Here is a 25,209-nt window from a genome sequence, read left to right as displayed (position 1 = left end):
ACTATGGCAAAAATGAAGGCTCAAGCTTCATGTGTGGCGGTGCTCGTGGACATCGTCCGCTCCCGCGACGGAGCCCGAGCTGAGAGCCAGAAGCAAGCTACCACAGCGGCTCACGCCGTCAACGAGGCGGTCGACGCGCTGGATCCGCTGCGTCCCACGGTGGGGGACGAGTTCCAGGGAGTCTATTCGACGCTCGGCGCCGCACTGCGCGCCGCGCACCTGCTGCGCCTCCACATGCTCGGATCAGCCGATGTCCGCTTCGGTCTTGGTGGGGGAGAGGTCCGCATCATCGATGAGGAGACCGGCATCCAGGACGGCAGTGCCTGGTGGGGTGCCCGCGAGGCGATCGAAGCGGTGCGGACGCTGTCGGACGCCGCTGGATTCGACGGCGTGCGCACCGGTGTCCGGGAAGCGCGCGCGGGCCGAGAAGAAGCCGCAGAGCTGGAGTCGCTGCTGCAGTGGCTGGACATCTCCATCAGCGATCTGCGCGGGGGCGCGCAGAGGACGCTCCTCGGCCTCCTGGAGGGGAAGGACGTAGCGGCTCTCGCTGAAGCGGACGGAGTGTCCGCATCCGCGATCAGTCAGCGCATCGTGACGAACCGTCTGCGTGCTCTTGCCAAGGCGCTGCAGGGCACGTGGGTCCTTCCCTGAACGCATGAGCCGCCATGGTGCTGGGCATGCTGCCAGGGCGCATGCGAAAACCCCTCCCGATCCGCATCTCTGCTGATCAGAAGGGGTTTCCTTCGGTGTCCGAGGGGGGCTTGAACTCCTTCCTCAGGCAACGATCAGGCCGCTCGTGAGCCCGGAAAGCATCCCCCCGAAAGGGGCGATGTGAGCACTCACGCCTATGGTGAGGATGCCGTCGCGCAGGGAGGTCTGCCTGCAACCGGCAGCGATATGGCGTTCCAGTCATTCGCGATTGTGATCGCGGCGATGCTCACCACCGCGAGCCTGCTGGAGCGCGAAGCACCTGTCGCTAGGCCGCGAGTGCCTCGGTGGGCGACACCTTGGCCGCCTTCATGGCGGGCAGCATGCCTGCGATGGCGCCAACCAGGATGGTGACCGCAACACCGAGTGCGGCAATCAGCGGAGGCACCGTGGGCGTCCAACCGTTGATCAGTGAAACGGCGACGGTACAGCCCACACCCAGCACGAGCCCGGCTGCACCACCGTATGTGGCGAGCATCACGGCTTCCATCAAGAACTGCTTGCGCACATGCGCACGCGTGGCTCCCAGGGCACGGCGCAGACCGATTTCACGCTGACGCTCGAGCACCGTGATGACCATGGTGTTCGCCACGCCGATACCACCCACGAGCAGTGCGATCGAGCCCACACCGACGAGCATGCCCGTCAAGGCGGTGTCGATGGCGTGTTGTGCGGCCAGCGAGTCGGACGGCCGGCTCACGCTCACCTCATTGGGCGATTTCGGGTTGATTGTGGCCGGGATGAGTTCGCGCACCGACTCCACTGAGGCGTCAGTCGAACGCTCATAGAGCGTGGTGGGCGAACCGGTGAAACCAAGTCGCTCGGCGGCGTGCGGCGCGCCTACCAGCACCGAAGTGTCGAGTTCGGGTGCGAGCGCTGACGGCTTAAGGATGCCCAGCACCGTGTGATTCTGGCCACCAATATTCACCATTGAGCCGGGCGAGACGACGCCCAGTCGTTTGGCCGCGGTTGTCCCCAGCACGGTTGTGGGGTACTGCTTGTTGGCGTCGTTGAACCAGGTGCCGCTGTGCAGCTCACTGGAAGTTGCCGACAGCAGCCCGGTGTCGGTTGCGGCCACGTTGAGGCCGTTGGTCGAACCTGGATCGATATAGCTGCTGCGGTAGGCCGCCACCTCAGGCAGGTCACCCACCCAGCCCACCTGTTCGACTCCTTCGATGCGTTGCAGTCGTTCGGCGGAGTCGACCGGCAGCTCGGCCGAGTCGCCGCTGAATGATTTACCGGCCGACACCGTGAGCAGGTTGGTGCCGAGCGATGCGAGCCGCTCCTGAATCTTTGCCTGGCTCGACAGCGAGATGCCGATCACGGCAATCATCGCGGCGATGCCAATGGCAATTCCCAGTGCCGAGAGCGTGGCCCGCACGGGGTGCGCACGCAGGCCCTGCCAGCCCAAACGCAGCAGGTCTTCTTGGCGAAGGTGCGAGCGTGATTCTTCTGGATCGAGTGTCATGCTTTCCCTCCTCCGCTATTGCTGGGTGTCAGATTCGAGCACACCGTCACGGATGCTGATCTGTCGCGGGAATCCCGCTGCGAGTTCACGGTCGTGCGTGATCACCAGCACCGTGGTGCCGGTGCGGTTGAGATCCTTCAGGATGTCGACCACCTGCGCCCCCGAGCGAGTGTCGAGCGCACCGGTGGGTTCGTCGGCGAGCAGCAGCGGCGGGTCGCCGACAACGGCTCGCGCGATCGCCACGCGCTGCCGCTGCCCGCCCGAGAGCTGGCGTGGCGTGTGATGGGCTCGATCTCCCAGGCCCACGCGATCGAGCGCTTCGCGGGCGCGTGCCCGCCGCTCCCTGAGCGGCATACCGGTGTAGAGCAGTCCCGTGGCGACGTTGTCGGCAGCGGTCTGCGCATCCTCAAGGTGGTACTGCTGGAACACGAACCCGATGAGGTGTGCTCGCAGCGCCGAGAGCTTCGCGTCGCTCGCTGCCGAGACGCGGTGGCCGGCGATGGTGATCTCGCCGTCACTTGCCCGGTCGAGCGTGCCTACGAGGTTGAGCAGCGTCGACTTTCCCGAGCCACTCGGTCCGGTAATGGCCACCATTTCGCCCGAATTCACGGTGAAGCTGACGTCATCGAGAGCAGTTGTTGGTGGCGAACCGTATTGTCGCGACACGCTGTTGAGTGTCAGCAGTGGCAGGTCGGGGGTCATTCGCCCACCGCCACTTCGTCGCCCTCGTGCACGTCGCCGCCCTTGATCTCCACCAGGTCATCGGCGAATGCACCGATTTCAACAGGCACGCGGGTGGCTTCGCCGTTCTTGATGACTTCCACGGCGTACTTGCCGCCGGGCTCGGCGAGCAGGGCACGCACTGGCACCGCCAGCACACCCTTGGCGGTGGTGCGAGTGGTGACCACGCTCACGGTCACGTCGGCATACGCCTCAGCGGCGGCAGGATCGGTGAGCGACAGACGCACCGGCACCTTGACCGATTTCTGTCCCGATTCGTCCTCCTTCTCTACGGACGGGTCGACTGCTTCAACAACGCCCTCGGTGGTCTTCCCGTCGGGCAGTTCGATGTCTGCCTTCGCACCCACCGGCAACAGGCTGCGCATACTCGGCGGCACCTCGGCGGTGACGACCTTCGAAGTGCCGGTGACGTCAAGCACCGAGGTGCTCGCCGCATCCCCTGCCCTTGCCTTCTGCGAGCTCACCTGCACATCGCTCGGAATGAATACGACGCGTCCGAGTTCGAGCGTGGTGCTCCATTCAAAGCCGTGGTCCTTCTTCCACCGGGCGATCGCGGATGCGGTTCCCCGGCCGAAGTGCTTGTCGGGCTCGTCTTCGAAATAGCCGAGCGCCTTGAGGTTCTGTTCGAGCTGCATCACATCTTGACCGTTCGACATCCCCTCCTCAAAATTGCGCCAGGCCGGCACTTCACCCCGCATCGCGAACACGGGACGTTCGTTGACGCGCATCATCTCGGTGCCGATGGTGAGTGTGGTTCCGGGAGCGGCCACCGAGGTGAGCGTTCCGGTGAGCTGCGTGCCATAGGTTGCCGGCTTGCCGTGGTTGAGTGTGCCCTTCGCTTCGACGCGCTCAACCAGGTCGGTCTTGGTCACGGTCGCGGTTTCAACCGATGATGACACCGCCTTGGTGGTCTCTTCGGCGCTCGTACCGTCCATGAGCGAGAATCCGGTGGCGCCAGCAGCGATGGCGAGCACCCCTGCGGCCGAAATGACTGCGATTCGCTTCTTGCGCATCAACTACTGCTGCTCTCCCTGGATCTCGAGGCCAGCTTCTTCGGTGCAGCGCTGCACGTCTGCAGGGTCGGCTTCTGGGCCACCGTTCTGCTGCACGGTGATGCCCTCACCGTTCGGCTTGGGGTCGGGCACGTCGTAGCCGGCTTCACGCATGCACTTCGCGTAGGTGAGCAGCTGTTCGTTGAGCTGTTCGTCGGTTAGCGGGTTAGCAGCCTCGGGAGCCGGGCCCACCTTGTCGGAACAGGTCTGCAGTGCGGCTTCGAGGTCAGCTTCACCTTCGTCACCCTCGATGGGCGAGCCGTCGGGGTTGACGGGGATGCCGGCGTTCTCGACGCTCTCTTCTTTGAGGCAGCGCTCGAAGTCGTGCTGCCACTGTTCGGCGCTGGCAGCGTGGTTCTGCTGCAGTTCGGGCTGATCGTTCGCCGAGCATCCGGTCAGCGCCAGCATTGCGCCAGCTCCAACGAGGAGTGCTGCTGTGGCAGTACGTGAGGTGCGTGTACGGAACATGGAGGGTTACAATTCACTTTCTTAGAGATGTATCCGGCGTCACCTTTGCGGCGGCGCCGATCAGGACATGTCCCAGTTCACGCGGGTGCGGGTTGCGGCAGCGTAAAAGAAAATGCTTACGTTTCTCTTACCTGTCGCGTGCCAGACTGAGGTTGGCGACCACTGGTCATAGTCCGAGCGGCCGCATCGTTGCTTTTCGCCGCTTTCTGGGCGGCGCCGCGGTTCTCAGGAGGAGTCATGCGCGTACTCATCGTTGAAGACGAGCCGTATCTCGCCGAAGCGATTCAGGACGGGCTCGCGCTCCACTCGATTCCCGCCGACACGGTGGCTGATGGTCGGGATGCGCTGGCAGCCATTGAGATGAACGACTACGAGGTCGTGCTGCTTGATCGCGATATCCCCGGCGTGAGTGGCGACGAGGTGTGTCGGCAACTCAACCTGCGCGAGGATCGTCCAACGATTCTGATGGTGACCGCGGCGCGGCGCATCCAAGAGAAGGTGGATGGTTTCCAGCTGGGTGCCGATGACTATTTGGCGAAACCGTTTGAGTTTGCGGAGCTGGTGGCTCGCGTGCGGGCGCTGGGTCGGCGTCAGTTCACGACGCGACCCACCCGATATGAAGCGGCCGGGGTCACGCTCGACCCGTTCCGCCACGAAGTCACCCGTGACGGCCGGTATATCCGGCTCAGCCGCAAGGAGTTTGCGGTGCTTGAGTCATTGATGCGCGAGCCCGGGCGGGTGGTGAGCGCCGAGACGCTGCTCGAGGAGGCCTGGGACGAGAACGCTAATCCGTTCACACAGTCGGTGAAGGTGACGATCAGTTCGCTGCGGCGCAAGCTTGGTGAGCCGTGGGTGATTCGTACCGAACACGGTGTTGGTTACACGATCGACCGGACGCTCAATGGTTAAGCACCTGCCCACGCTTCTTCGCCGGAAGCATCGTTTCACGGCGCGCACTCGGCTCGCGTTTTCGTACGCGCTGCTGATGTTCCTGTGCGGTGGGCTGCTGCTCACCCTGGTGACGCTGTTCATTGGTTTTGTGCCTGATTACGGGTTTGAGTCGGTTGATGCTCAGCCGAGCCAAGAGCCGCTGGTGATTGCCGTCGATGACCCCGCAGTTCCGCCGGACAACATCAAGATTGCGGTGCAGAGCCAGGCCGATTTCATCACTCTGCTGCTGCAGGTTTCGGCGATTGCGTTGGCCGTGCTGGTGGTGCTGAGTTCGGTTGCTGCCTGGTTGCTGGCGGGGCGGATGCTGAAGCCACTCGCGGCGGTCAACCAGGCTGCGAAGCTGGCTGCGGATGGTCGGCTCGACCACCGCATTGGACTCACCGGCCCTCACGACGAGATTACCGAGTTGGCACAGACGTTCGACCAAATGCTTGAGAGCATTGAGCACTCGACCGCGGCACGGCGACGGTTTGCCGCTAACGCTTCGCACGAGCTTCGCACGCCGCTTGCCACCACCCGAACCATCCTCGATGTGGCGCTCTCGAAGCCAGGAGAGGTTGATCGGGATGTGCTGCGCAAGCTGCTGCAGGTGAATGAGCGCAGCATCCGCACCGCCGAGTCGCTGCTTGATCTTGCCGAACTCGAGGGGGGAAAGGTGAAGCCGACCAGCTGCGACATGACCGAGATCGTGTCGACGGTGCTGCGTGAGTCGCAGCCGCTGCTGGCCGAACGTGACCTTGCGGTCACGAGCGAGTTCGGCCCGGCCACTGCGTTTGGGGATGAGCGGCTGTTTCACCAGCTGGCACAGAACCTCATCCAAAACGCGATTCAACACAATACCGATGGCGGCAGCCTGACGGTGAGTACCCGGATGGTGGCCGGTGATGACTCGATGGCCGGACTCACCGTGCGCAATACCGGTGAACTGATTGATGGGGCGCAGTTGAGCCAACTCACCGAACCGTTCAAGACCACCAAGGGTCGCACCGGCGGCACCAACAGCGGACTCGGGTTGTCGATCGTGTCGGCAATTGTCGACCGTTCGAACGGCACGCTCGACATTGCTGCGAACGAGGGCGGTGGCCTGTGCATCACCGTGACGCTGCCGAGTCCGGATGCTCCGGCGTAGAGACAGGACTCGAACCGAATCGGTGAGTACAGCGTGCTCAAGAACGCGCACCGCAGGTTCCAGGCAAGCGGTGTCGAAGGACACCCCGACGTTGACCACGGTGGTGTGGATGTCGGACCAGCCGCAGCCTTCGGGGACAGCAAAAGGAGCACCCCTCCGAACCATGCGTTTTCGCAGGTCAGGAGGGGTGCTCCGTCGGTGTCCGAGGGGGGACTTGAACCCCCACGCCCTTAAGCGGGCACTAGCACCTCAAGCTAGCGCGTCTACCAATTCCGCCACCCGGACTAGGTGACTGCCTTATCGGCAACGAATAAGAATCTAGCACGGCTCAAACCCGCCGCGCGAACCGAGAGGCCCCCAAGCCGCCCCCGAGTGAACGGAATCACGCAGGGGTGCGCTGCATCCCGGATCGAGGACTGTGCGCTGCCGGCAGCTGGTGAGCTCCGGGGCGCGTGCGTGCCGATAGATTGGTCCCCATGCCCCACATCATGTTCGTTGAGCCGCTGATCCCCGGCAACACCGGCAATGCCATCCGCCTCGCCGCCGTCACCGGCTGCCACCTCCACCTCGTGGAGCCGCTCGGCTTCAACTTCGAAGACGCCAACCTGCGCCGCGCTGGCCTCGACTACCACGACCTCGCCGACACCACCGTGCACCCCGACATCGACGCCGCCCTCGCCGCCGTCCCCGACAGCCGCGTCTTCGCGTTCACCGGCAAGGCCGACGGATCCTTCGCCGACATCGAGTACCGCGAGGAAGACGTTCTGCTCTTCGGACGTGAAGACACCGGCCTTCCCGACAGCGTCCTGAACCACCCGCGGATCACCCAGCAGGTCCGCATTCCGATGCTTCCCGCGCGCCGGTCCCTCAACCTCGCGAACTCCGCCTCCATTGCGGTGTACGAGGCATGGCGTCAGCGCGGATTCTCCGGCGGCGTCTGACCTGTTCTGGGGGTGCGGGCCCCGTCGGCCCCCGAGAGCGGCCGGGGGAGCACCGGGATCAGGGCAGCGTGCCGGCGAGCAGCGCCGCGACGAGCAGACCGCCGTAGGGAACGCTGAGGATCACCGGGCCGAACGCGAACCGGGATGAGAAGTCCCCGCGCGAGCGCACCAGCGCCACCACGGCGCCGACCGCCGACGCCGCACAGAACCACAGCAGCGCGCTCACGATCACTGCACCGCCGAGCAGGCAGGTGACCAGCGCGGTCGCGAACACGACCTTCGCGTCTCCCATTCCGAGCGCCGACGGCACCAGCAGCGCCAGGCACACAGCGCCCCCACCGAGCACGAATGCAACCAGGATCGACGCCGGCAGAGCCGCCCGAACTGCAGGCAAAAGCGCCGCAGCCACCAAGGACACCGCTGCCACGCAGGTGCTCTGCCACAGCACCAGGCGATTGGGCAGGCGGTGCTCGCGCACATCGAACACCGTCAGTGCAGCAGCGAACGGCAGGTGCGCGGCGAGCAGAGCGACGGTCAGCAGCAGGGGCATGCCCCTACTGCATCACACCGCGAGCGTCACAGGGCGCTGTTCGGGCCGAACGGGGACAACTGGTCCTGTGCAGAGGGCACGCGGATGATCCGTCGGCGCAGGAACACGCGCTTACCGCCGCCGATCAGCAGCTGCGTGCGCGCCAGCTCCCAGCGTCCGTACTCCGCCTCATCCTGCAGCGCCTGCCGCACCTCGCCCAGAGTGGAGCCGCGAGGAATCGTCACCACCTGGAACTCCATCTCGCCGCGCCGGCGACCCCCGGCCGACGGGATCGTGCTCACCGAAGCGCCCTCGATTCCCGGGATTCTGCGGCGGCTCCACGTGGGCGGCAGCATCGACTCGGTCTGGCGGTTCACAATGCGGGTCATCACCGCTCCTGAAGGGGGACGGGGCCAATGGTGGCGACCAGGATAACGGGGTGTCGCATCCGGGGCGAACGGGGTAGATTCGAGGCATGAGCACCACAGATCCTCGCGCCGCACTCACCGCCCTGATCGATGCCCTCGAGCGCCACTACACGGCCGCCGTCGACTCCAGCGGCCAGGATGATCCGGCGCTCGACCGCGCCAACGATCGCCTCGCCGAGGCGTTCGACATCTATGACGGTGCTCTGTTCGACGCCGTCGGCACCGCCACCCCGCTCGTCGTGTTCGATGACGAGGACGACTTCGATGACTTCGACGACGACTTCGAAGACGACGACGATGATGACTACGAGGATGACGAGGATGACGACCTCGATGAGGACTTCGAGGACTTCGACGACCTCGATGACGACGAGTTCGATGATGACGCAGATGACGCGGACGATGACGACGAGGACGACTCGCGTCACTGACCGCGAACGGTGACTTCTGCATCACCCTTCGGCGCGGCGTCAGCTGAATCAGCTGGCGCCGCGTACCGTTGTGCGAGCACAACCAGCACCCCGATGAGCGAGGCCGCATGACCATCCTGACCGCGATCATCCTGGGCATCGTCCAGGGCCTGACGGAGTTCCTTCCCGTCTCCTCCTCCGCTCACCTGCGCGTCACAGGCGAGCTGCTGATGCCGGGCCGCGAACCCGGCGCGGCTTTCACCGCCATCATCCAGCTCGGCACCGAACTCGCGGTCCTCATCTACTTCTGGAAGGACATCACGCGCATCCTCTCCCAGTGGTTCAAAGCGCTGGTGAAGAAGGTCCCGCAGTCCGACCCGGACGTGCGCATGGGCTGGTTCGTCATCCTCGGTTCCATCCCCATCGGTGTGCTCGGCCTGCTGTTCGAAACGCAGATCGACCACAGCCTGCGCAATCTCTACATCACCGCCACGATGCTCATCGTGTTCGCCGTGATCCTCGCGTTCGCCGACGCCCGCGCCCCGCAGAAGAAGGAACTGGAGAACCTCACCCTGCGCGACGGCATCCTCTACGGCTTCGCCCAGGCTCTCGCCCTCATCCCCGGTGTGTCCCGCTCCGGCGGCACCATCACCATGGGCCTGCTGCTCGGCTACACGCGCCGCTCCGCCGCCCGCTACTCGTTCCTGCTGGCGCTGCCGGCTGTGTTCGCCTCCGGTCTGTACAAGGCGGCGAAGGAGATCCCGCCGCTGCTGACCGCCGACGGGCGCGCCGCCGCAGCCGCCGCCGGTGAGCCGAGCCTGCTCGCCATGATCATCGCGACCCTCGTCGCGTTCGGCGTCGGCTTCGCCGTCATCGTCTGGTTCATGAAGATGATCGAGAACCGGTCCTACTCCGTGTTCGTCTGGTACCGCCTGTTCGCCGGCGCGGCCCTGCTCCTCCTGCTGATCTTCGGTGTGGTCTCCCCGCTGCCGCCGGCAGCGTCCTGACCCACCGCCTCTGCTCCGGACCGGCCGTCCGGCCGATGCCCGTTCCCGTTTCCCGAAAGGACCCCCTGTGAAGACCTGGCCCGCGCCCACTGTGCCGACCATCGAACCCAGCGGCGTCCTGCCCACCTTCCACAGCACGCTCACGGGCCGCAGGGAGCAGTTCGCTCCGCGCGTGGAAGGCGTTGCGACCCTGTACGTCTGCGGCATCACCCCGTACGACTCCACCCACATGGGCCACGCCATGACGTACCACAGTGCGGACCTGATGCGCCGGATCCTCCTGGACGCCGGCCTGGATGTGCGCTTCGCGGAGAACGTCACCGATGTCGATGACCCCCTGTTCGAACGCGCCCAGCGCGACGACATCGACTGGCGGGAGCTGGCGGACCGGGAGGTCGCGAAGTTCGTCGGTGACATGGAAGCGCTGCGGATCATCCCTCCGCACCACTTCGAGTCCGTCTCCGAAGCGGTCGATGCGATCGCCGATGCCGCCAACCAGCTGCTGGAGCGCGGCATGCTCTACCCCGTCGCCAATGAGGACGGCTCCAGCGACTGGTACCAGGAGTACGCCCTGACAGGCGGCACCGGGCTCGTGGAGCAGATGGACCGCGAAGAGGCGCTGGCGATCTTCGCCGAACGCGGCGGCGACCCGCAGCGGGAGGGGAAGAAGGACCCCCTGGATCCGCTGGTGTGGCAGGCGCACCGGCCGGGCGAGCCCAGCTTCGATGGCCGCGCCCTCGGCCCCGGTCGGCCCGGTTGGCACGTGGAGTGCCTGTGCATCGCGGAACGGGGCCTCGGCATGCCGATCGACCTGGAGATCGGCGGCAACGACCTCGTCTTCCCCCACCACGAAATGGGGCACGTCCACGCCCTCGGTCTGGGTCTGGACACGTTCGCGACCCTGTGGGCGCATGTCGGCATGGTCGCCTACCAGGGCGAGAAGATGTCGAAGTCCCTCGGGAATCTCGTCTTCATCAGTCGACTCACCGCTGACGGCGTAGCCCCCGCCGCGATCCGGCTCGCTCTGCTCGCCCACCACTACCGCACGGATTGGGAATGGAGCGACGACCAGCTCCGCGAGGCCGAGCAACGTCTGCGCGCCTACCGGGAGGCCTCCCAGCAGCGGCCGACGGATGCCGCCGTCGTCGAGGACCTGCGCCGCGCACTGCGCGATGACCTCGATACGCCGCGGGCCCTCGAGGTCCTCGACCGGTGGGCCGACGGCATGGGCGGATCCGCAGCCGCCACCCCTGGTGCCGGGAGCATCAGGATCGCCGACGCCGTCGACGCCCTGCTCGGGGTCCGCCTCTAGTCGTCGCCGCGCCGGCGGAGGAACTGCTCGAACTCGTCAGCGATCGCCTCGCCGGATGCTTCCGGCAGGTCCGCGGCGTCCCGCGCCTGCTCCAGCTGCTGGACGTACTCGCCGATGTCCTCTTCGCTCTGTGCCAGCTCGTTGAGTCCCAGCTCCCACGCCTTCGCATCGTCCTCGAGGTCGCCGAGGGGGATCCGCAGCTGCAGCTCCCGCTCCACCGCCTTCACCAGGCCCAGTACGGCCTTCGGCGCCGGCGCCTGACCGACGTAGTTCGGCACCTGCACCCACAGGGACAGAGTGGGGATGCCGCGCTGCACGGCCATGTCGACGAGCACGGTCGGGATGCCGATCGGGCCCTCATAGGCGGAGGTCTCCGTGGCGGTCAGGGGCTGCAGATCGCAGGCGCGCCAGGTCGCGGAGATCGGCAGTGGCCGCGTGTGGGGTGCATCCGCCAGCAGCGCCCCCAGCACCACCAGCACCTCAACGCCCTGCTGCTGCAGCTCATCGAGCAGCTCAGTGCAGAAGGCGCGCCACTTCAGGGACGGTTCGGGGCCCTGCACGGTGAACAGGGGCCGGTCCTCGTCATGGCCGAGATGATTGATGAGGGTGTCCGGCCAGACGATCTCACTGCGGGAGTCCATGGTCGACATACCGGCCGGCGCCACCGGCGCCGCGTCATCACTGATGTCGAGAACGGGGGAGAGGGTGGGGCGATTCATCTGGAAGTCGACGTAGTCGTCGGCCGGGAGGGATGCGACCATACGGGCGCCCCACTCCTCTTCGATGTGGCAGAGCGCTTCGGAGGCGGCGCCGCCGGCGTCGTTCCAGCCGGTGAACGCGGCCAGTGCCGCACTGCGGCGGCGCAGGTCCTGACCTGAGTCTGCGGGTTCTCCTGCGGCTGCGGAGCGGTTCATCTCACCCATGGTTCTCCCTCTCACGTCAGCGCCAGTTCGACGTGCCAGTATAGGCAGGCCGTGATCAAGGCCTGCACTGAGGAGAGCAATCGATGACGCCCACCGGTCCCCGCATCGCCGGGTTCCGCCTGCGCGTGGCGCCCGCCACGATCCTCACCGTCATCGTGATGGCGGCGATCGTCTACCCGGCGCTCGCCCGCAGCGTCCAGGACAGCTCCCTCGCCATCGCCACTGCGGTGCTCCTCGCCCTCGTGATGGTGCTGTGCGTGCTCATCCACGAGCTCGCCCACGCCCTGACCGCCCGCGCCTTCGGCGGGGACGTCCAGGAGATCGCCCTGACGCTCTGGGGCGGGCACACCACCTACCGTTGGGGGACGATCCGGCCGGTCGCCTCCATGCTGATCTCCCTCTCCGGCCCGGCCGCCAACATCGTGCTCGCCCTCCTCTTCTCCGGCGCGGCTTCGCTTCTCCGAGAGGGCCTGCACAGCGGCCAGGTTGTGGTCAGTCCTTTTGCAGTCGCGGCGCTCGCCCTCATCGCCTACGCCTCGATCCTCAACTGGGCACTCGCCCTGTTCAACCTCCTGCCCGGCCTTCCGATGGACGGCGGCCGCGCCGTGGAGTCACTGCTCACCGCGCTCGGGACACCCGCGTGGACGGCGACCACCGTCACCGCGTGGGTGGGCCGCGTGGTCGCCGTCGCGATCGTGGTGATCCCGCTGCTGCGGGGCCTGGTCGCCGGACAGATGCCGGATCTGCTGGTCATGATCTGGGCGCTGCTGATCGCCTCGTTCCTGTTCCGCGGCGCCGGTGAGGCGCTGCGCGAATCGCGCCTCCTCCGCCGCAGCCAGGGCCTCAGCACCGAGGCGCTGATGGAGCCCGTCGGCCCCTGGGAGCCCGCCGCGAGCCTCGAGACCGCACTCGCCGCCGCCGGCCCGCAGAGGAAGGGCCTCCTCGTCGGGGCCGACGGGACCGTGGTCCTGCTCGACCCCGACGCCGTCGCCTCGGTTCCGCCGCAGCAGCGCGGCAGCGTCCCCGCGTCCGTAGTCGCCCTGTCGCTGGGGACGGCGCCGGCCATCAGGGCGGACCTCAGCGGTCCGGATCTGCTGGAGGCGATGGTGGCGGCCGATGCGGCCGTGTTCCTGGTGCAGCGCAGTGACGGGCGCATCATCGGCGCCATCCGCGCCACGAGCGTGAACACTGCGCTGGGCCTGGATCACTAGACTGGTGAGCATGCAGGAAGAAGCGATGACCCCGCGTCTGGACCGAACCGGTCCGTTCGTCGAGGGCGACAAGGTGCAGGTGTCCGACTCCAAGGGACGGATGAACACCATCACCCTCAAAGCGGACACGCTGTTCCACTCCCACCGCGGATTCATCCGCCATGATGACCTGATCGGCAGGCCCGACGGCACCGTCATCACCAACAGCGCCGGCCAGCAGCTGCAGGCCTTCCGACCGCTGTACAACGACTACATGATGGCGATGCCCCGCGGCGCCGCCATCATCTACCCGAAGGACAGTGCACAGATCCTCATGTACGGGGACGTCTTCCCCGGCGCGCGTGTCATCGAAGCCGGCGTCGGCTCGGCGGGGCTGAGCATCGCGCTGCTGCGCGCCATCGGGCCGACGGGTTCTCTGCGCTCCATCGAGCGCCGCTCCGACTTCGCCGAGGTGGCACGGGAGAACGTCCGGGCGTTCTTCGGTGAGGAACCGGCGTGGTGGGACCTGAGCGTCGGCGACTTCCAGGACGGCGCCGCCGCCCTCGCCGAGCAGGGGGAGCGGGCCGACCGCGTGGTGCTGGACATGCTCGCCCCGTGGGAGTGCGTGGATCAGGCCGCGGACGTTCTCGAGGACGGCGGCGTGTTCCTCGCGTACATCGCGACCGTCACCCAGATGTCCCGCACCGTGGAGGCGCTGCGCGACCACGGCGAGTTCACCGAACCGGACGCGTGGGAGACGATGATGCGTCCCTGGCACCTGGACGGCCTCGCCGTGAGACCCGTGCACCGCATGAACTCCCACACCGGCTTCCTGCTGACCGCCCGCCGCACCGCCCGCGGAAGCCTCGCCCTGCGGCGCAAGCAGCGCCCGGCCCCCGGCTCCCGGGACGAAGCCGAACTCAACCACCCCGACAACGACGGCTTCGGCGGTTCCGACTCCGAATGGTCCGCGCATGACCTCGGGGAGCGCGGCATTGCCGAGAAGAAGTCCCGCCGTGCCCTGCGGGACATCCGCCAGGGAAGGACACGATGAAGACGTACCAGGAGCTCAGCACCGAGCTCAACGGCCTCGCGAAGCAGAACGAGCGGCTCGTCGCCTCCCTCACGAAGGCGCGCGAGCAGATCCTCGACCTGCGCTCCGACCTCGAGCGCATGGCGGACCCGCCGAACCCGTATGCCACGTTCCTCCAGGTCGCCGACGGCACCACCGTGGACGTCCTCCACAACGGTCGCAAACTGCGAATCGCAACCTCCCCGGAGGTGGATCCGGCGACTCTGACCCGCGGCCAGGAGCTGCGGATGAACGAAGCGCTCGTCGCCGTGGAGGCCATGCCCACCAGCGACCTCGGCAACGTGGCCAGCGCTGTTGAACAGCTGCCCGACGGCCGCATCCTCGTGCAGGTCCACGCCGATGAGCAGCGCGTTATGCACGCCTCCTCCGCCCTCGCCGGCACCGCTCTGAGCCCGGGCGACCACCTGATGGTCGACCTCAAGGCCGGGATCGTTCTGGAGCGCCTGGAGCGCAAGGAGATCACCGACCTCGTCCTCGAGCACGTCCCGGACACCTCCTACGGCGACATCGGAGGACTCCAGGGCCAGATCGAAGCGATCCGCGACGCCGTGGAGCTGCCGTTCCTCCACCAGGACCTGTACCGCGAGTACGGCCTGCGGCCGCCCAAGGGTGTGCTGCTGTACGGCCCTCCCGGCTGCGGCAAGACCATGATCGCGAAGGCCGTGGCGCACGAACTGGCGCTGAAGGCTGCGCAGATGCGCGGGGAGGACGCCGACTCCGCCCTCGGCCGCACCTGGTTCATCAACGTCAAGGGCCCGGAGATCCTCAACAAGTACGTCGGCGAGACCGAGCGGTCCATCCGCCTCGTGTTCGAACGCGCCCGTGAGAAGGCCAGCGACGGCCACCCGGTGGTGGTGTTCTTCGATGAGATGGACTCCCTGTTCCGCACCCGCGGCACCGGCGTCTCCTCCGATGTGGAGTCCACGATCGTGCCGCAGCTGCTCAGCGAGATCGACGGCGTGGAGTCCCTGGAGAACGTCATCGTCATCGGCGCCTCCAACCGCGAGGACATGATCGACCCCGCGATCGTGCGGCCCGGTCGCCTCGACGTCAAGATCCGCATCCAGCGGCCCGACGAAGCCGCCGCCCGCGAGATCCTCGCTCTCTACCTCAACGAGGACGTCCCCGTGCAGGAGGACCGCACCCGCCTCGTGGAGCAGACCGCCGCCCTGATCTACCGCCGCACGGAGGACCTCGCGTTCGTCGACGTCGAATACGCCGACGGCTCCGAGGAGACGCTGTTCTTCGGAGACTTCATGTCCGGCGCCATGCTGCGCAACATCGTGGACCGCGCGAAGAAGGCGGCCGTCAAGGACTTCCTCGCCAGCGCCGAGCGCGGCATCACCATGGACCACCTGGAGGATGCGGTCTTCGCGGAGCTTCGCGAGAACGAGGACCTGCCCTCCAATGCCGACCCGGACGACTGGGCGCGCGTCGCCGGCCGGCGAGGTCAGCGCATCGTCCAGATGCATCCGCGCCGAGCATCGGAGGCCGCCCATGCCTGAGGCACCCATCCGCCTGCGCACCCGCCGCGTGATGGGGCAGGAGATCGAGTTCGGCGTCACCTACGCTGAGGAAGCCCAGCGCGCCCGCGCCGGCGCGAACGCCTCGATCCAGCTGTCGCACTTCACCGTCGGCGCGTACGCCCTGCTCGAGGACTCCGATCGGGAACGGGTGCGCTGGGACTACGGCGATGAGACCCCGCTGCGGGACGCCCGCGGGTTCGAACTCACCCGCGCCGCCGCCCACCCCACCCAGCTCACCGACCAGGGGCAGGACGCGCACGTCCCCAGCGTCGACATGGACCTGCCGCTGGCCGCCCACGAATCGATTCCGCGCGACCTCGATGACTCCGCCGTCCTGCACTTCGCGCAGCGCCGCGCCATCGGCAACGCCGTCCTCAGGAACGGCGCCCGCCTCTATGTGGACCACGCCCACCCGGAGTACTCCGCGCCGGAGACCATGACCGCCCGCGAATGCCTCGTGTGGGACCGCGCCGGCGAAGAGATCGCCCGTGCCGCCTTGGCCCGCATCGACGGCGCCGACACGGTCCCCTCGATCGCGCTGTACAAGAACAACACCGACGGCAAGGGCCAGTCCTACGGGACTCACGAGAACTACCTCGTGGACCGCGCCGTGCCGTTCGACCGCCTCGTCGAGGTCCTCCTGCCGTTCTTCACCACCCGGCAGGTCCTCGTCGGCTCCGGGCGGGTCGGCCTCGGCACCCGCGGACAGGAGCCGGGCTTCCAGCTGTCCAGCCGCGCCGACTTCTTCGAATCCGAGGTGGCGCTGGAGACCACCCTGAACCGGCCCATCGTCAACTCCCGCGACGAGCCGCACTCGGACGCCTCCCGATTCCGCCGCCTCCACGTCATCATCGGGGACGCGAACCTGTTCGAGACCCCGAACTACCTCAAGACCGGCATGACCTCCCTCGTCCTGGCCGCCGCCGAAGCGGAGCAGGCGACCGGTGAGGCGATCCTGCCGGACATCCGCCTCGCCGACCCGGTCGCTGCGCTGCACCGCGTCTCCCACAACCTCACGCTTCGTGAGGACCTCGAGTGCGCCGACGGCTCCGCCATCACCGCTCTCGGCATCCAGCGCGCCTACCTCGACGCCGTCGCCGCCCACGCAGACGTGGGCGATGCGGAGACCGCCGACGTCATCGGCCAGTGGCGCGAGCTGCTCGACATCCTCGAATCGGATGACCGTGCCGCCGCAGCGGACCGCATCGAATGGCTCGGCAAGCACACCCTGCTGGAGTCGTTCCGGGCACGCCACGGCCTCGAGTGGGACGATCCGCGGCTCACCGCCCTCGACATCCAGTTCACGGACCTGCGACCCGCGAAGTCGCTGTACCTGAAGCTGCGGGGCGCCGGTCGCGCCCGCACCCTCGTCAGCGACGATGAAGTGCGCCGAGCCATGGTGGAGGCCCCCACCTCCACCCGCGCGTACTTGCGCGGTGCTCTCGTCACCCACCACCGCTCGGAGCTCGACTCCGCCGGGTGGGACGCCGTCACGATCAAGGACGACGGGGCCGCGCTGCGCCTGCGGTTCAGCGACCCCCGCTTCGGCTCTCAGGCATGGTGCGCCGACAATGGGGTGGACCCGTCGGCCCCCGTGGAGGCGATCATCGCCGCCGCCCGCGCCATCGAGACCCAGCCGGCCACCGCCGAGACCCCAACCAGCCACAACGAACCGCCCACCCGCCCCGCGGGTGCGAAGGAGGAGCAATGAGCCAGTCACAGATCCACGGCCCCGGCCGCAATGAGGACGATGCCGACGACCTCGGCCCCGACACCACCGGCGGCGGCCAGGTGCAGCAGTCCATCTCGACCAGCGACGACCTCCTCGACGAGATCGACCTCGTTCTCGAGGAGAACGCGGAGAGCTTCGTGAAGTCCTTCGTGCAGAAGGGCGGCCAGTGAAGCGACGCGTCGCCGGTATCGAAACGGAGTTCGGCCTCACCGTCGTCACCAGTGACGGCCGCCGCGCCCACGAAGTGGAGCAGGCCGCTCGCGACCTGTTCCGGCCCGTCGTGGCCTGGGGCCGCTCATCCAACGTGTTCCTGACCAACGGGGCGCGGCTCTATCTGGACGTCGGCTCCCACCCCGAGTACGCCACCGCCGAATGCGACGACACCTGGGATCTGGTCGCCCAGGACCGCGCCGGCGAACGCGAATTCGAACAGCTCGTGGCGCAGGCGAACGCCGCCTACCAGGAGAAGGGCGTGGATGCCCGCATCCACCTGCTGAAGAACAACTCCGACTCCGAAGGCAACTCCTTCGGCAGCCACGAGAACTTCATGATCGAACGGCGCGGCGAGTTCACCCGCCTGCCGCAGATGCTCGTGCCCTTCCTCATCACCCGCCAGATCGTCACCGGCGCCGGCGGCGTCATCCACGACGAGGACGGCGCCCGCTTCGGTTTCTCTCTGCGCAGCGACCACATGTGGGAGACCGTCTCCAGCGCCACCACCCGCGCCCGCCCCATCATCAACACGCGCGACGAACCGCACGGCGACCCCACGAAGTTCCGGCGCCTGCACGTCATCGTCGGCGACTCCACCATGAGCGAACTGTCCACGTGGATGCGCATCGAGATGACGAATGCTGTTCTGCGCCTCATCGAGGCGGGCCGCCCCGTCGGCACCATCGCCCTGAAGGACCCGATCGCAGCGATCCGCGTGGTCGCCCGCGACCTCACCGGCACCGCGCCCCTCGAACTGGCCGACGGCGGCACCATCACCGCTCTGCAGATCCAGCGGCGCTTCCTCGAGGCCGTCACCTCTGCGTTCGACGACCTCGACGAGCGCATGCTCGATCTCTGGGACCGCGCGCTGCGCGCCGTGGAGACGCAGGACTTCTCCCTGGTGTCCCGCGAACTGGACTGGGCGATCAAGCACGACCTGTTCCACGCTGTTGCTGAGCGGCGCGGCCTCGCCCTCGACGATCCGCAGATCCAGCGCCTCGAATTCGCCTACCACGACATCGACCGCACGAAGGGCGTGTTCTGGGCGCTGCAGCGCCGCGGCCTCGCCCCGCAGATCCTGTCCGATGAGCGCATCGAGCAGGCGCGGACACAGGCACCCACCACGACCCGTGCGCACCTGCGCGGCCGAGTGCTGCACGCCGCCCGCGACGCCGGCACCGACGTCGCCGTGGACTGGACCAGTGTGCGCCTCAACGCGCCCGGTCAGCGCCCCATCTCCATGCTCGACCCCTTCCAGACCGAGAGCGCCGAGATCGACGCCCTCATCGACGACATCCGCAGCCGCTCAGAGGCCGCGGACCCCGCTTCCCCAGGAGGAAACCCGTGATCAGCCGACGCACCCTCGTCACCGCCCTCACCGCCGCCGCGGCGGGAGGAACCCTCGCCGCCTGCGGTGGCGACAAGTCGACGACCCAGAAGCCGTCGGCCAACCCCTCCGCCCCCGCCGAGAAGGGCGGAGCTGTCCTCGACAAGCTCACGATCAGCGACAACGTCGGCAAGGAGCCGAAGGTCACCTTCGACGCCCCGCTCGAGTACAAGGAGCAGGAGAACACGGTGGTCGTCAAGGGCGACGGTGCAGCCGTCAAGCAGGGCGACACGATCATCACCCGGTCGGTGTTCATCGACCCGGCCTCCGGCGACACACTGTTCTCGGAGTTCAAGGAGAAGAGCGCGACCGCACTGCCCGTCGTTGAGAAGACCATCGGCAAGAGCGCCGCGGAGTTCTTCTCCGGCATGGCCGTCGGCACCCGCTTCGCCCAGGCCGGCTTCACCGCCGACCAGTCCGGGCAGGGCCAGCAGCCGATCCTGCAGGTCGGCGACCTCGAGGGCATCGCCCTGAAGCGCGCCGAGGGCACACAGAAGCCCGTCCCCTCCGGTATGCCCGAGTTCACCCTCGGAGACAACGGCGCCCCCGAACTGAAGGGCAAGCCCTCCGGGAAGGCCCCGACCGAGCTCGTCGCCGAACCGACGATCGTCGGCACGGGGGAGAAGGCCGCCAAGGGGGACACCCTCGTCATGCACTACACCGGATGGGACTGGGAGACCGGCGAGAAGTTCGACTCCTCCTGGGACCGGGGCGAGCCGTTCGTGTTCCCCCTCGGCGCCGGCCGCGTCATCCCCGGCTGGGACAACGGCCTGGAGGGCGCCGCCGCCGGCAGCCAGTACCTGCTCGTGATCCCGCCGAAGGACGGCTACGGCGATGACCCCGCCCAGCACGAACTCGGCGGCAAGACCCTCATCTTCGCGGCGGACGTCCTGTACGTCGCCAAGGCATGAGACTCGTTCACCCGACCCGAAAGGAATCCCTCATGAACCAGCAGAACCCCACCAAGCCGCAGGTGTCCGTGGACGGCACCGAAGAGCCCACCGAGCTCGTGATCATCGACGAGTGGGAGGGCGACGGCGACGTCGCGAAGAAGGGCGATGTCGTGGACGTCCACTACGTCGGCGTCGGCCTCAGCGACGGCAAGCAGTTCGATGCCTCCTGGGACCGCGGTGAACCGCTGACGTTCCCGCTCGGCGTCGGCCAGGTCATCCCCGGCTGGGACCAGGGCGTCCAGGGCATGAAGGTCGGCGGCCGGCGCCGCCTGGAGATCCCCGCGGACCTCGCCTACGGCCCGCGCGGCATCCCCGGCGTCATCAAGGGCGGCGAGACCCTCATCTTCGTCTGCGACCTCGTCGGGGTGCGGTCCAACTGACCGACCCCAGCAGCACCCAGGGCGGCCTCTTCCCCCAGCCGGAGGGAGAGGCCGCTCCTGCGCGCCTGCGCACCACCGCCGGCTTCGACCTCGTCGACACCGACCCGGTCGCCCGCGTCCACGTGATGGGGGCCCTGCCGCATCTGGACCGCGCCTTCGAGTACGCGATCCCCGCCGACATGGACGAGCTCGCACCCGGGCAGCGCGTCCGTGTCGCCTTCGCCGGCCGCGACAGCGAAGCACTCGTCCGAGAGCGCGTCGCCGCTCCCGACACGGACCGGCCGCTCGCTCCGATCAGGAAGCTCGTCTCCACCGACCGCGTCATCAGTGAGGACACCTTCCGGGTGTGCGCGATGGTCGCCGAACGCACCGCCGGCAGCCTGACCGATGTGCTGCGCCTGGCCGTCCCGGCGCGACACGCCCGCGCGGAGAAGCGCGCCCATGCCGACCGCGAAGAATTCCTCGCGCGCCGCGCCGAATCAGCGGACGCGGACGACGCCGCTGAACCCGTCGGCTTCCTCACCGCCCGCTACCGCGGACTCGCTGCGTTCTATTCCCACGCCCGTGAGGGCGGATCGCCCCGCGCCGCCATCACCCTCGACCCCGCCGAGAGCTGGCTGGACGCCGCCGTCGAAGCCGTCCGTTCCCTCGACGACGACCAGGGCGCCCTCATCCTCGCCCCCGACGCCCGCGACGCGGCTCGCGTCAGCGCCGCCCTGCAGGCCGACGGGATCTCGTGTGCGCAGCTCACCAGCAGCGAAGGACCGGAGAAGCGCTACCGGACGTTCCTGCGCATCCTCAGCGGTGAGCACCGCGTCGTCGTCGGCACCCGCAGTGCCGCGTTCGCTCCCGTCGCGAACCTCGGCCTGATCCTCATGTGGGACGAAGCCGACGACCTGTTCGAGGAGCCGCGCGCACCGTACCCCCACGCCCGGACAGTGGTGCTCGCCCGCTCCCACATCGAGCGGGTCCCCGTGCTGTTCCTGACCCCGTCGCGGTCCGTGCAGCTCACCCAGTGGGCCCGGGACGGCGTCCTGGTGGAGCTCGAGCCGGCGCCTGCGCCGCACGCCCTCACGCACCCGCGGATCGAACTGATGGATGAGCACCTGCGGGAGCGGGAAGGAGCCTCCGGGTATTCCCGCCTGCCGCAGCGCGCCTACCGCCTCATCCGGGAGGGGCTGACCCGCGGCCCGGTGCTCGTGCAGGTGCCGCGCTCCGGGTACGTTCCGGCGCTGGTGTGCACGTTCTGCGGGACTCGCGCCACCTGTACCGCCTGCCACGCCGCCCTTGTGGTGCGGGGGAGGGGACTGGCGCTCGTGTGCCCCGTCTGCGGACTCACCCACGGGGCGTTCCGCTGCGCCGAATGCGACCGCACGCAGGTGCGGCCGGTGGTCTCCGGCAGTGCCCGCACCGCCGATGACCTCAAGCGCGCCTTCGGCGATGTCGAGTTCCACGTCTCCGGCGGCGCCGGCGGCATCGTGCCGGACGAGGACGTGGACGGGCCCTGCGTGGTGGTCGCCACCCCGGGCGCGGAGCCGCTCCCAGCGGGTGGGTACGCCGCCTGCGCAGTCCTGGACGCCGACGGCACCCTCGCCCGCGCCGCGTTCGACGCTGATGTGGAGGCGGTGCGCCGCTGGTCCCATGCGATCGCCGCCACCAGGCCCTTCTCCGACGGCGGCCAGGTCCTCGTGGTCGGCACCGCTCATGCCCCAGCGATCCGGTCGCTCGTGGTGCCGCGAGGCCGCGCGTTCATCGACACCGTGCTCGAGCAGCGCGCCGAACTGCTGTTCCCGCCGCTGTCGAAGGTGGTGGAGGCGCGCGGTGACAAGGCCGCTGTCGCCGGATTCCTCGACGTGCTGGAGCTGCCGGGGATGGCGGGTGTCCTCGGCCCCCTGGACGATGTGTGGGACGGGGAGAAGCCCGTGACGCGCGCGGTGCTGCGGATCGCCGCGCCCGGCGCCCAGCAGCTCGTGGAAGCGGTCCGGGCGGCGCTGATGGTCCGCAGTGCGAAGAAGCTGCCCGGTCAGCTGCGGGTCCAGGTGGACCCGCCGCACATCTTCTGACACCCGCCACCGCTGCGCCCACATCCGCACTGCCCGCTCGTCCCCGTCCACCGCATAGAATCGAGGCACCATGCGTGTTCTCTTCGCCGGAACCCCGGATGTCGCCGTTCCCTCCCTGCAGGCCCTGATCGACTCACCGCACGAGGTGGTCGCGGTCCTCACCCAGCCCGACGCACCGACGGGCCGGGGCCGACGACTGCGCCCGTCGGCGGTTGCGCAGGCCGCCAAGGAGGCCGGGATCCCCGTGCTGAAGCCGGAGCGGATCGCGGACGCCGCTGATGACCTCCGCGCCCTTGAGATCGATGCCGCAGTGGTCGTCGCCTACGGGCAGCTGCTGCGTCGCGAGGTGCTGGAGATTCCCCGCCACGGCTGGTTCAACCTGCACTTCTCCCTCCTGCCCGCCTACCGCGGCGCCGCCCCCGTGCAGCGCGCCGTCCAGGACGGCCTCACCACGACGGGTCTGAGCATCTTCCTCCTCGATGAGGGTCTCGACACCGGCGATGTGGCCCTCACCGCCGAGTGCTCCATCGCGCCCGATGAGACCGCCGGCGACCTGCTGGACCGCCTCGCCGTCGACGGCGGTGCCGCACTTGTCCGCGTCATGGACGAGATCGCCGCGGGTCACCTCACGCTCACGCCCCAGGCGGCCGACGGCGTCAGCCACGCGGCGAAGCTCACCGCCGAGGACCAGACCATCGACTTCACCGCCGACGCCGCCGCAGTGTCGGCGCGGATCCGCGCCGTCGCCCCGAAACCGGGCGCTTTCGCCTACCTCGGCGGGCAGCGGCACAAACTGCTCGGCGTGGGCACCGACATCGCCCCCGACGGGATGCGCTTGGAGCCGGGCGGGATCGGCGCGACGAAGCGCGCCGTGTTCGTCGGCACCGGCACCGGGCCGATCCACCTGACGCGGATCGGTCCGCCCGGGAAGCAGGCGATGAACGCCGCCGACTGGGCGCGGGGCGCCCGCCTCGATGACGCATCCCGACTGACCACCACCCCCGAAGCGAGCGGAGAGCAGGCATGAACCGAGACCGTCAGGACCGCGGCGGCGGCAGTCGCCGCGACCAGCACGGCGACCGCCGCGAGACGCGCGGCGGTCGCCAGCGGCACCGCAACGCCAAGGGCCGCGAACGCAGCGGCAGCCGCGGCCGTAGCGGGCCCCGTCGGGGCTTCTCCCGGCAGCGGCCGGGGGAGCGGCGTCGGGAGTCCACGCCGTCGCGCCGCGCCGCGTTCGAAGCGATGCAGGCCGTGGCCCTCGATGATGCGTACGCGAACCTGGTCCTGCCGAGCATTCTGCGGCGCCACCGGGTAGATGCCCGGGATGCCGCCTTCACCACCGAACTGTTCTACGGCGCGCTGCGCGCCCAGGGCCGGCTCGATGCCGTCATCGCCGCGTGCGTGGACCGCCCACTGGACCAGATCGAGACCGCGGTGCTGAACGTGCTGCGCCTCGGCGCGTACCAGATGCTCGACATGAACGTGGCGCCGCACGCCGCCGCGTCGGAGACCGTCGGCCTCGCCCGGGATGTCACCGGTGCCGGCGCCGCCGGCTTCGTCAACGCCGTGCTGCGCCGCATCAGTGAGAAGAGCGCGCAGGAGTGGATCCAGGAGGTCGCACCCACCCGGGAGGAGAACGAAGCGGCGCACCTCGCCGTCGTCCACTCCCACCCCGAGTGGATCGTGCGCGCCCTCACCGACGCACTGCGCATCCACGGCCGCAGCGCCGCCGAGATCGACGACCTGCTCACCGCCCACAACACCGCCCCGCAGATCGACCTCGTGATGCGACCGGGCCTCACCGACGAGGACGAACTCGCCGACGCGGGGGCCGAGAAGGGCCGCTGGTCCGTCTTCGGCATGGGGTGGCCCGGCGGCGACCCGGGCCGCATTCCCGCCGTCAACGAGGGGCGCGCCGCCGTCCAGGACGAAGGCTCGCAGATGGTGGCGCTCGCCCTCGCCCTCGGTGCTGACTCCCTCGTGGAGGGCGACACCGGCCGCTGGCTCGACTTGTGCGCCGGGCCCGGCGGCAAGACCGCCCTGCTCGCCGGCCTCTCCGTGGAGCAGGGCGCCGAGGTCCTCGCCGTGGAAGTGCAGGAGCACCGCACCGGCCTGGTGGAGAAGTCCGTGGCCACCCTGGTGGACGCGGGCGCCGAGGTGGACTGCATCACCGCCGACGGCACCACCATCGGCACGGACCGCCCCGGCGAGTTCTCCCGCATCCTCGCCGACGTCCCCTGCTCCGGCCTCGGCGCTCTGCGGCGCCGCCCCGAATCCCGGTGGCGCCGACAGCCCGGTGACCTCGCCCAGCTGGGCCGCCTGCAGCGCAGCCTGCTGGCCAGCGCCCTGGACGCCGCCGCCCCCGGCGGAGTCATCGCCTACGTCACCTGCTCACCGCACGCCGCCGAAACGGTCCTCATCGTCAAGGACGTGCTGCGCCGCCGCGACGACGCGGAAGTCGTCGATGCCCGCGACGCCGTCCAGGCGGGCCTGCGCGCCGACGCAGGCGATGCGCACCTCGGCGACGGCCCGTTCGTGCAGCTGTGGCCCCACATCCACGGCACCGATGCCATGTTCCTCGCCCTGATCAAGAAGAAGGCCTGAC

General features: G+C 68.5%; 25 protein-coding genes and 1 tRNA gene. 18 read left to right on the top strand and 8 right to left on the bottom strand.

Annotated features, from left to right (window positions below; all coding sequences use genetic code 11):
* The first annotated feature begins 12 nt into the window (after nucleotides 1-12).
* The gene (locus R3I40_RS05170) at nucleotides 13-651 is read left to right on the top strand and encodes a SatD family protein (protein WP_183374528.1); all 639 of its coding nucleotides are present in this window, start codon (nucleotides 13-15) and stop codon (nucleotides 649-651) included.
* 325 nt (nucleotides 652-976) lie between these two features.
* Here R3I40_RS05170 and R3I40_RS05165 read toward each other — a convergent pair whose 3' ends face one another.
* The 4 genes from R3I40_RS05165 to R3I40_RS05150 are packed head-to-tail and all read right to left on the bottom strand — an operon-like array spanning nucleotide 977 to nucleotide 4,377.
* The gene (locus R3I40_RS05165; protein WP_239375810.1) at nucleotides 977-2,176 is read right to left on the bottom strand and encodes an ABC transporter permease; all 1,200 of its coding nucleotides are present in this window, start codon (nucleotides 2,174-2,176) and stop codon (nucleotides 977-979) included.
* 15 nt (nucleotides 2,177-2,191) lie between these two features.
* Entirely contained in the window at nucleotides 2,192-2,878 is a 687-nt protein-coding gene (locus R3I40_RS05160) for an ABC transporter ATP-binding protein (protein ID WP_183374524.1), read from the bottom strand.
* The gene (locus R3I40_RS05155; protein ID WP_239375811.1) at nucleotides 2,875-3,930 is read right to left on the bottom strand and encodes a peptidoglycan-binding protein; all 1,056 of its coding nucleotides are present in this window, start codon (nucleotides 3,928-3,930) and stop codon (nucleotides 2,875-2,877) included. Before R3I40_RS05155 ends, R3I40_RS05160 begins: the two co-directional genes overlap by 4 nt.
* Before the next feature lie 3 nt (nucleotides 3,931-3,933).
* On the bottom strand, nucleotides 3,934-4,377 hold the full coding sequence (locus tag R3I40_RS05150) for a hypothetical protein (RefSeq protein WP_239375813.1): 444 nt from the start codon (nucleotides 4,375-4,377) through the stop codon (nucleotides 3,934-3,936).
* Between the two features lie 297 nt (nucleotides 4,378-4,674).
* On the opposite strand from R3I40_RS05150, the gene R3I40_RS05145 reads away from it, so the two are divergent.
* Nucleotides 4,675-5,346 carry a response regulator transcription factor gene (locus R3I40_RS05145; RefSeq protein WP_183374518.1) on the top strand — a complete coding sequence of 224 codons (672 nt, stop codon included), beginning with the start codon at nucleotides 4,675-4,677 and terminating at the stop codon, nucleotides 5,344-5,346.
* The gene (locus R3I40_RS05140; protein WP_285261614.1) at nucleotides 5,339-6,517 is read left to right on the top strand and encodes a sensor histidine kinase; all 1,179 of its coding nucleotides are present in this window, start codon (nucleotides 5,339-5,341) and stop codon (nucleotides 6,515-6,517) included. Before R3I40_RS05145 ends, R3I40_RS05140 begins: the two co-directional genes overlap by 8 nt.
* 199 nt (nucleotides 6,518-6,716) lie before the next feature.
* On the opposite strand, the gene R3I40_RS05135 is transcribed toward R3I40_RS05140, so the two are convergent.
* Nucleotides 6,717-6,802: transfer RNA gene (locus R3I40_RS05135), tRNA-Leu, on the bottom strand.
* A gap of 191 nt (nucleotides 6,803-6,993) precedes the next feature.
* On the opposite strand from R3I40_RS05135, the gene R3I40_RS05130 reads away from it, so the two are divergent.
* Complete coding sequence (locus R3I40_RS05130; RefSeq protein ID WP_183374514.1) at nucleotides 6,994-7,458, top strand: tRNA (cytidine(34)-2'-O)-methyltransferase; 465 nt, start codon at nucleotides 6,994-6,996, stop codon at nucleotides 7,456-7,458.
* A gap of 58 nt (nucleotides 7,459-7,516) precedes the next feature.
* Here R3I40_RS05130 and R3I40_RS05125 read toward each other — a convergent pair whose 3' ends face one another.
* Both R3I40_RS05125 and R3I40_RS05120 read right to left on the bottom strand, forming a co-directional pair.
* Nucleotides 7,517-8,008 carry a prepilin peptidase gene (locus tag R3I40_RS05125; protein WP_183374512.1) on the bottom strand — a complete coding sequence of 164 codons (492 nt, stop codon included), beginning with the start codon at nucleotides 8,006-8,008 and terminating at the stop codon, nucleotides 7,517-7,519.
* A 26-nt stretch (nucleotides 8,009-8,034) separates the two neighbouring features.
* Nucleotides 8,035-8,376 carry a DUF5703 family protein gene (locus R3I40_RS05120; protein ID WP_239375821.1) on the bottom strand — a complete coding sequence of 114 codons (342 nt, stop codon included), beginning with the start codon at nucleotides 8,374-8,376 and terminating at the stop codon, nucleotides 8,035-8,037.
* An 86-nt stretch (nucleotides 8,377-8,462) separates the two neighbouring features.
* On the opposite strand from R3I40_RS05120, the gene R3I40_RS05115 reads away from it, so the two are divergent.
* The 3 genes from R3I40_RS05115 (at nucleotide 8,463) to mshC (ending at nucleotide 11,144) form a co-directional block, all read left to right on the top strand.
* Nucleotides 8,463-8,846 carry a DNA primase gene (locus R3I40_RS05115; RefSeq protein ID WP_239375823.1) on the top strand — a complete coding sequence of 128 codons (384 nt, stop codon included), beginning with the start codon at nucleotides 8,463-8,465 and terminating at the stop codon, nucleotides 8,844-8,846.
* A 107-nt stretch (nucleotides 8,847-8,953) separates the two neighbouring features.
* Complete coding sequence (locus R3I40_RS05110) at nucleotides 8,954-9,832, top strand: undecaprenyl-diphosphate phosphatase (RefSeq protein WP_183374508.1); 879 nt, start codon at nucleotides 8,954-8,956, stop codon at nucleotides 9,830-9,832.
* Between the two features lie 67 nt (nucleotides 9,833-9,899).
* Nucleotides 9,900-11,144, top strand: coding sequence for a cysteine--1-D-myo-inosityl 2-amino-2-deoxy-alpha-D-glucopyranoside ligase (gene mshC, locus R3I40_RS05105; protein ID WP_239375827.1), 1,245 nt, complete (start codon nucleotides 9,900-9,902; stop codon nucleotides 11,142-11,144).
* Here the strand turns inward: mshC and R3I40_RS05100 are convergent.
* Nucleotides 11,141-12,067 (bottom strand): PAC2 family protein, encoded by a 927-nt coding sequence (locus tag R3I40_RS05100; RefSeq protein ID WP_239375829.1) that lies wholly within the window; start codon nucleotides 12,065-12,067, stop codon nucleotides 11,141-11,143. The two genes, mshC and R3I40_RS05100, sit on opposite strands and share 4 nt — an antisense overlap.
* Nucleotides 12,068-12,150: 83 nt before the next feature.
* Between R3I40_RS05100 and R3I40_RS05095 the strand changes: the two genes are divergently transcribed.
* The 11 genes from R3I40_RS05095 to R3I40_RS05045 all read left to right on the top strand — a co-directional run bounded on the left by R3I40_RS05095 (nucleotide 12,151) and on the right by R3I40_RS05045 (nucleotide 25,208).
* Nucleotides 12,151-13,278: a site-2 protease family protein gene (locus R3I40_RS05095; protein ID WP_285261613.1), complete on the top strand. Its 1,128-nt coding sequence runs from the start codon at nucleotides 12,151-12,153 to the stop codon at nucleotides 13,276-13,278.
* A gap of 10 nt (nucleotides 13,279-13,288) precedes the next feature.
* Nucleotides 13,289-14,311 carry a tRNA (adenine-N1)-methyltransferase gene (locus R3I40_RS05090; RefSeq protein WP_285261612.1) on the top strand — a complete coding sequence of 341 codons (1,023 nt, stop codon included), beginning with the start codon at nucleotides 13,289-13,291 and terminating at the stop codon, nucleotides 14,309-14,311.
* Nucleotides 14,308-15,855, top strand: coding sequence for a proteasome ATPase (gene arc, locus R3I40_RS05085; protein WP_183374500.1), 1,548 nt, complete (start codon nucleotides 14,308-14,310; stop codon nucleotides 15,853-15,855). The genes R3I40_RS05090 and arc overlap by 4 nt, the downstream gene beginning before the upstream one ends.
* Nucleotides 15,848-17,587 (top strand): depupylase/deamidase Dop, encoded by a 1,740-nt coding sequence (gene dop / locus R3I40_RS05080; RefSeq protein ID WP_317700124.1) that lies wholly within the window; start codon nucleotides 15,848-15,850, stop codon nucleotides 17,585-17,587. The genes arc and dop overlap by 8 nt, the downstream gene beginning before the upstream one ends.
* A complete protein-coding gene (locus R3I40_RS05075; RefSeq protein WP_183374496.1) occupies nucleotides 17,584-17,778 on the top strand; it encodes a ubiquitin-like protein Pup in 195 nt (64 codons plus the stop codon). Before dop ends, R3I40_RS05075 begins: the two co-directional genes overlap by 4 nt.
* Nucleotides 17,775-19,169 (top strand): Pup--protein ligase, encoded by a 1,395-nt coding sequence (gene pafA / locus R3I40_RS05070; protein ID WP_285261610.1) that lies wholly within the window; start codon nucleotides 17,775-17,777, stop codon nucleotides 19,167-19,169. The genes R3I40_RS05075 and pafA overlap by 4 nt, the downstream gene beginning before the upstream one ends.
* Entirely contained in the window at nucleotides 19,166-20,119 is a 954-nt protein-coding gene (locus R3I40_RS05065) for an FKBP-type peptidyl-prolyl cis-trans isomerase (RefSeq protein ID WP_183374492.1), read from the top strand. The genes pafA and R3I40_RS05065 overlap by 4 nt, the downstream gene beginning before the upstream one ends.
* A gap of 32 nt (nucleotides 20,120-20,151) precedes the next feature.
* Entirely contained in the window at nucleotides 20,152-20,541 is a 390-nt protein-coding gene (locus R3I40_RS05060; protein ID WP_183374490.1) for an FKBP-type peptidyl-prolyl cis-trans isomerase, read from the top strand.
* A 125-nt stretch (nucleotides 20,542-20,666) separates the two neighbouring features.
* Nucleotides 20,667-22,604, top strand: coding sequence for a primosomal protein N' family DNA-binding protein (locus R3I40_RS05055; protein WP_239375841.1), 1,938 nt, complete (start codon nucleotides 20,667-20,669; stop codon nucleotides 22,602-22,604).
* A 70-nt stretch (nucleotides 22,605-22,674) separates the two neighbouring features.
* Complete coding sequence (gene fmt / locus R3I40_RS05050; RefSeq protein WP_259922938.1) at nucleotides 22,675-23,631, top strand: methionyl-tRNA formyltransferase; 957 nt, start codon at nucleotides 22,675-22,677, stop codon at nucleotides 23,629-23,631.
* Nucleotides 23,628-25,208 (top strand): RsmB/NOP family class I SAM-dependent RNA methyltransferase, encoded by a 1,581-nt coding sequence (locus tag R3I40_RS05045; RefSeq protein WP_317700123.1) that lies wholly within the window; start codon nucleotides 23,628-23,630, stop codon nucleotides 25,206-25,208. Before fmt ends, R3I40_RS05045 begins: the two co-directional genes overlap by 4 nt.
* The last annotated feature ends 1 nt before the right edge of the window (nucleotide 25,209 follow it).

The sequence above is a fragment of the Helcobacillus massiliensis genome (assembly GCF_033106145.1).
GTDB classification, from domain to species: Bacteria; Actinomycetota; Actinomycetes; order Actinomycetales; family Dermabacteraceae; genus Helcobacillus; species Helcobacillus massiliensis.
The sequence above is the reverse complement of the archived record's forward strand: the minus strand, read 5'-3'. Positions and strand labels throughout refer to the sequence as shown.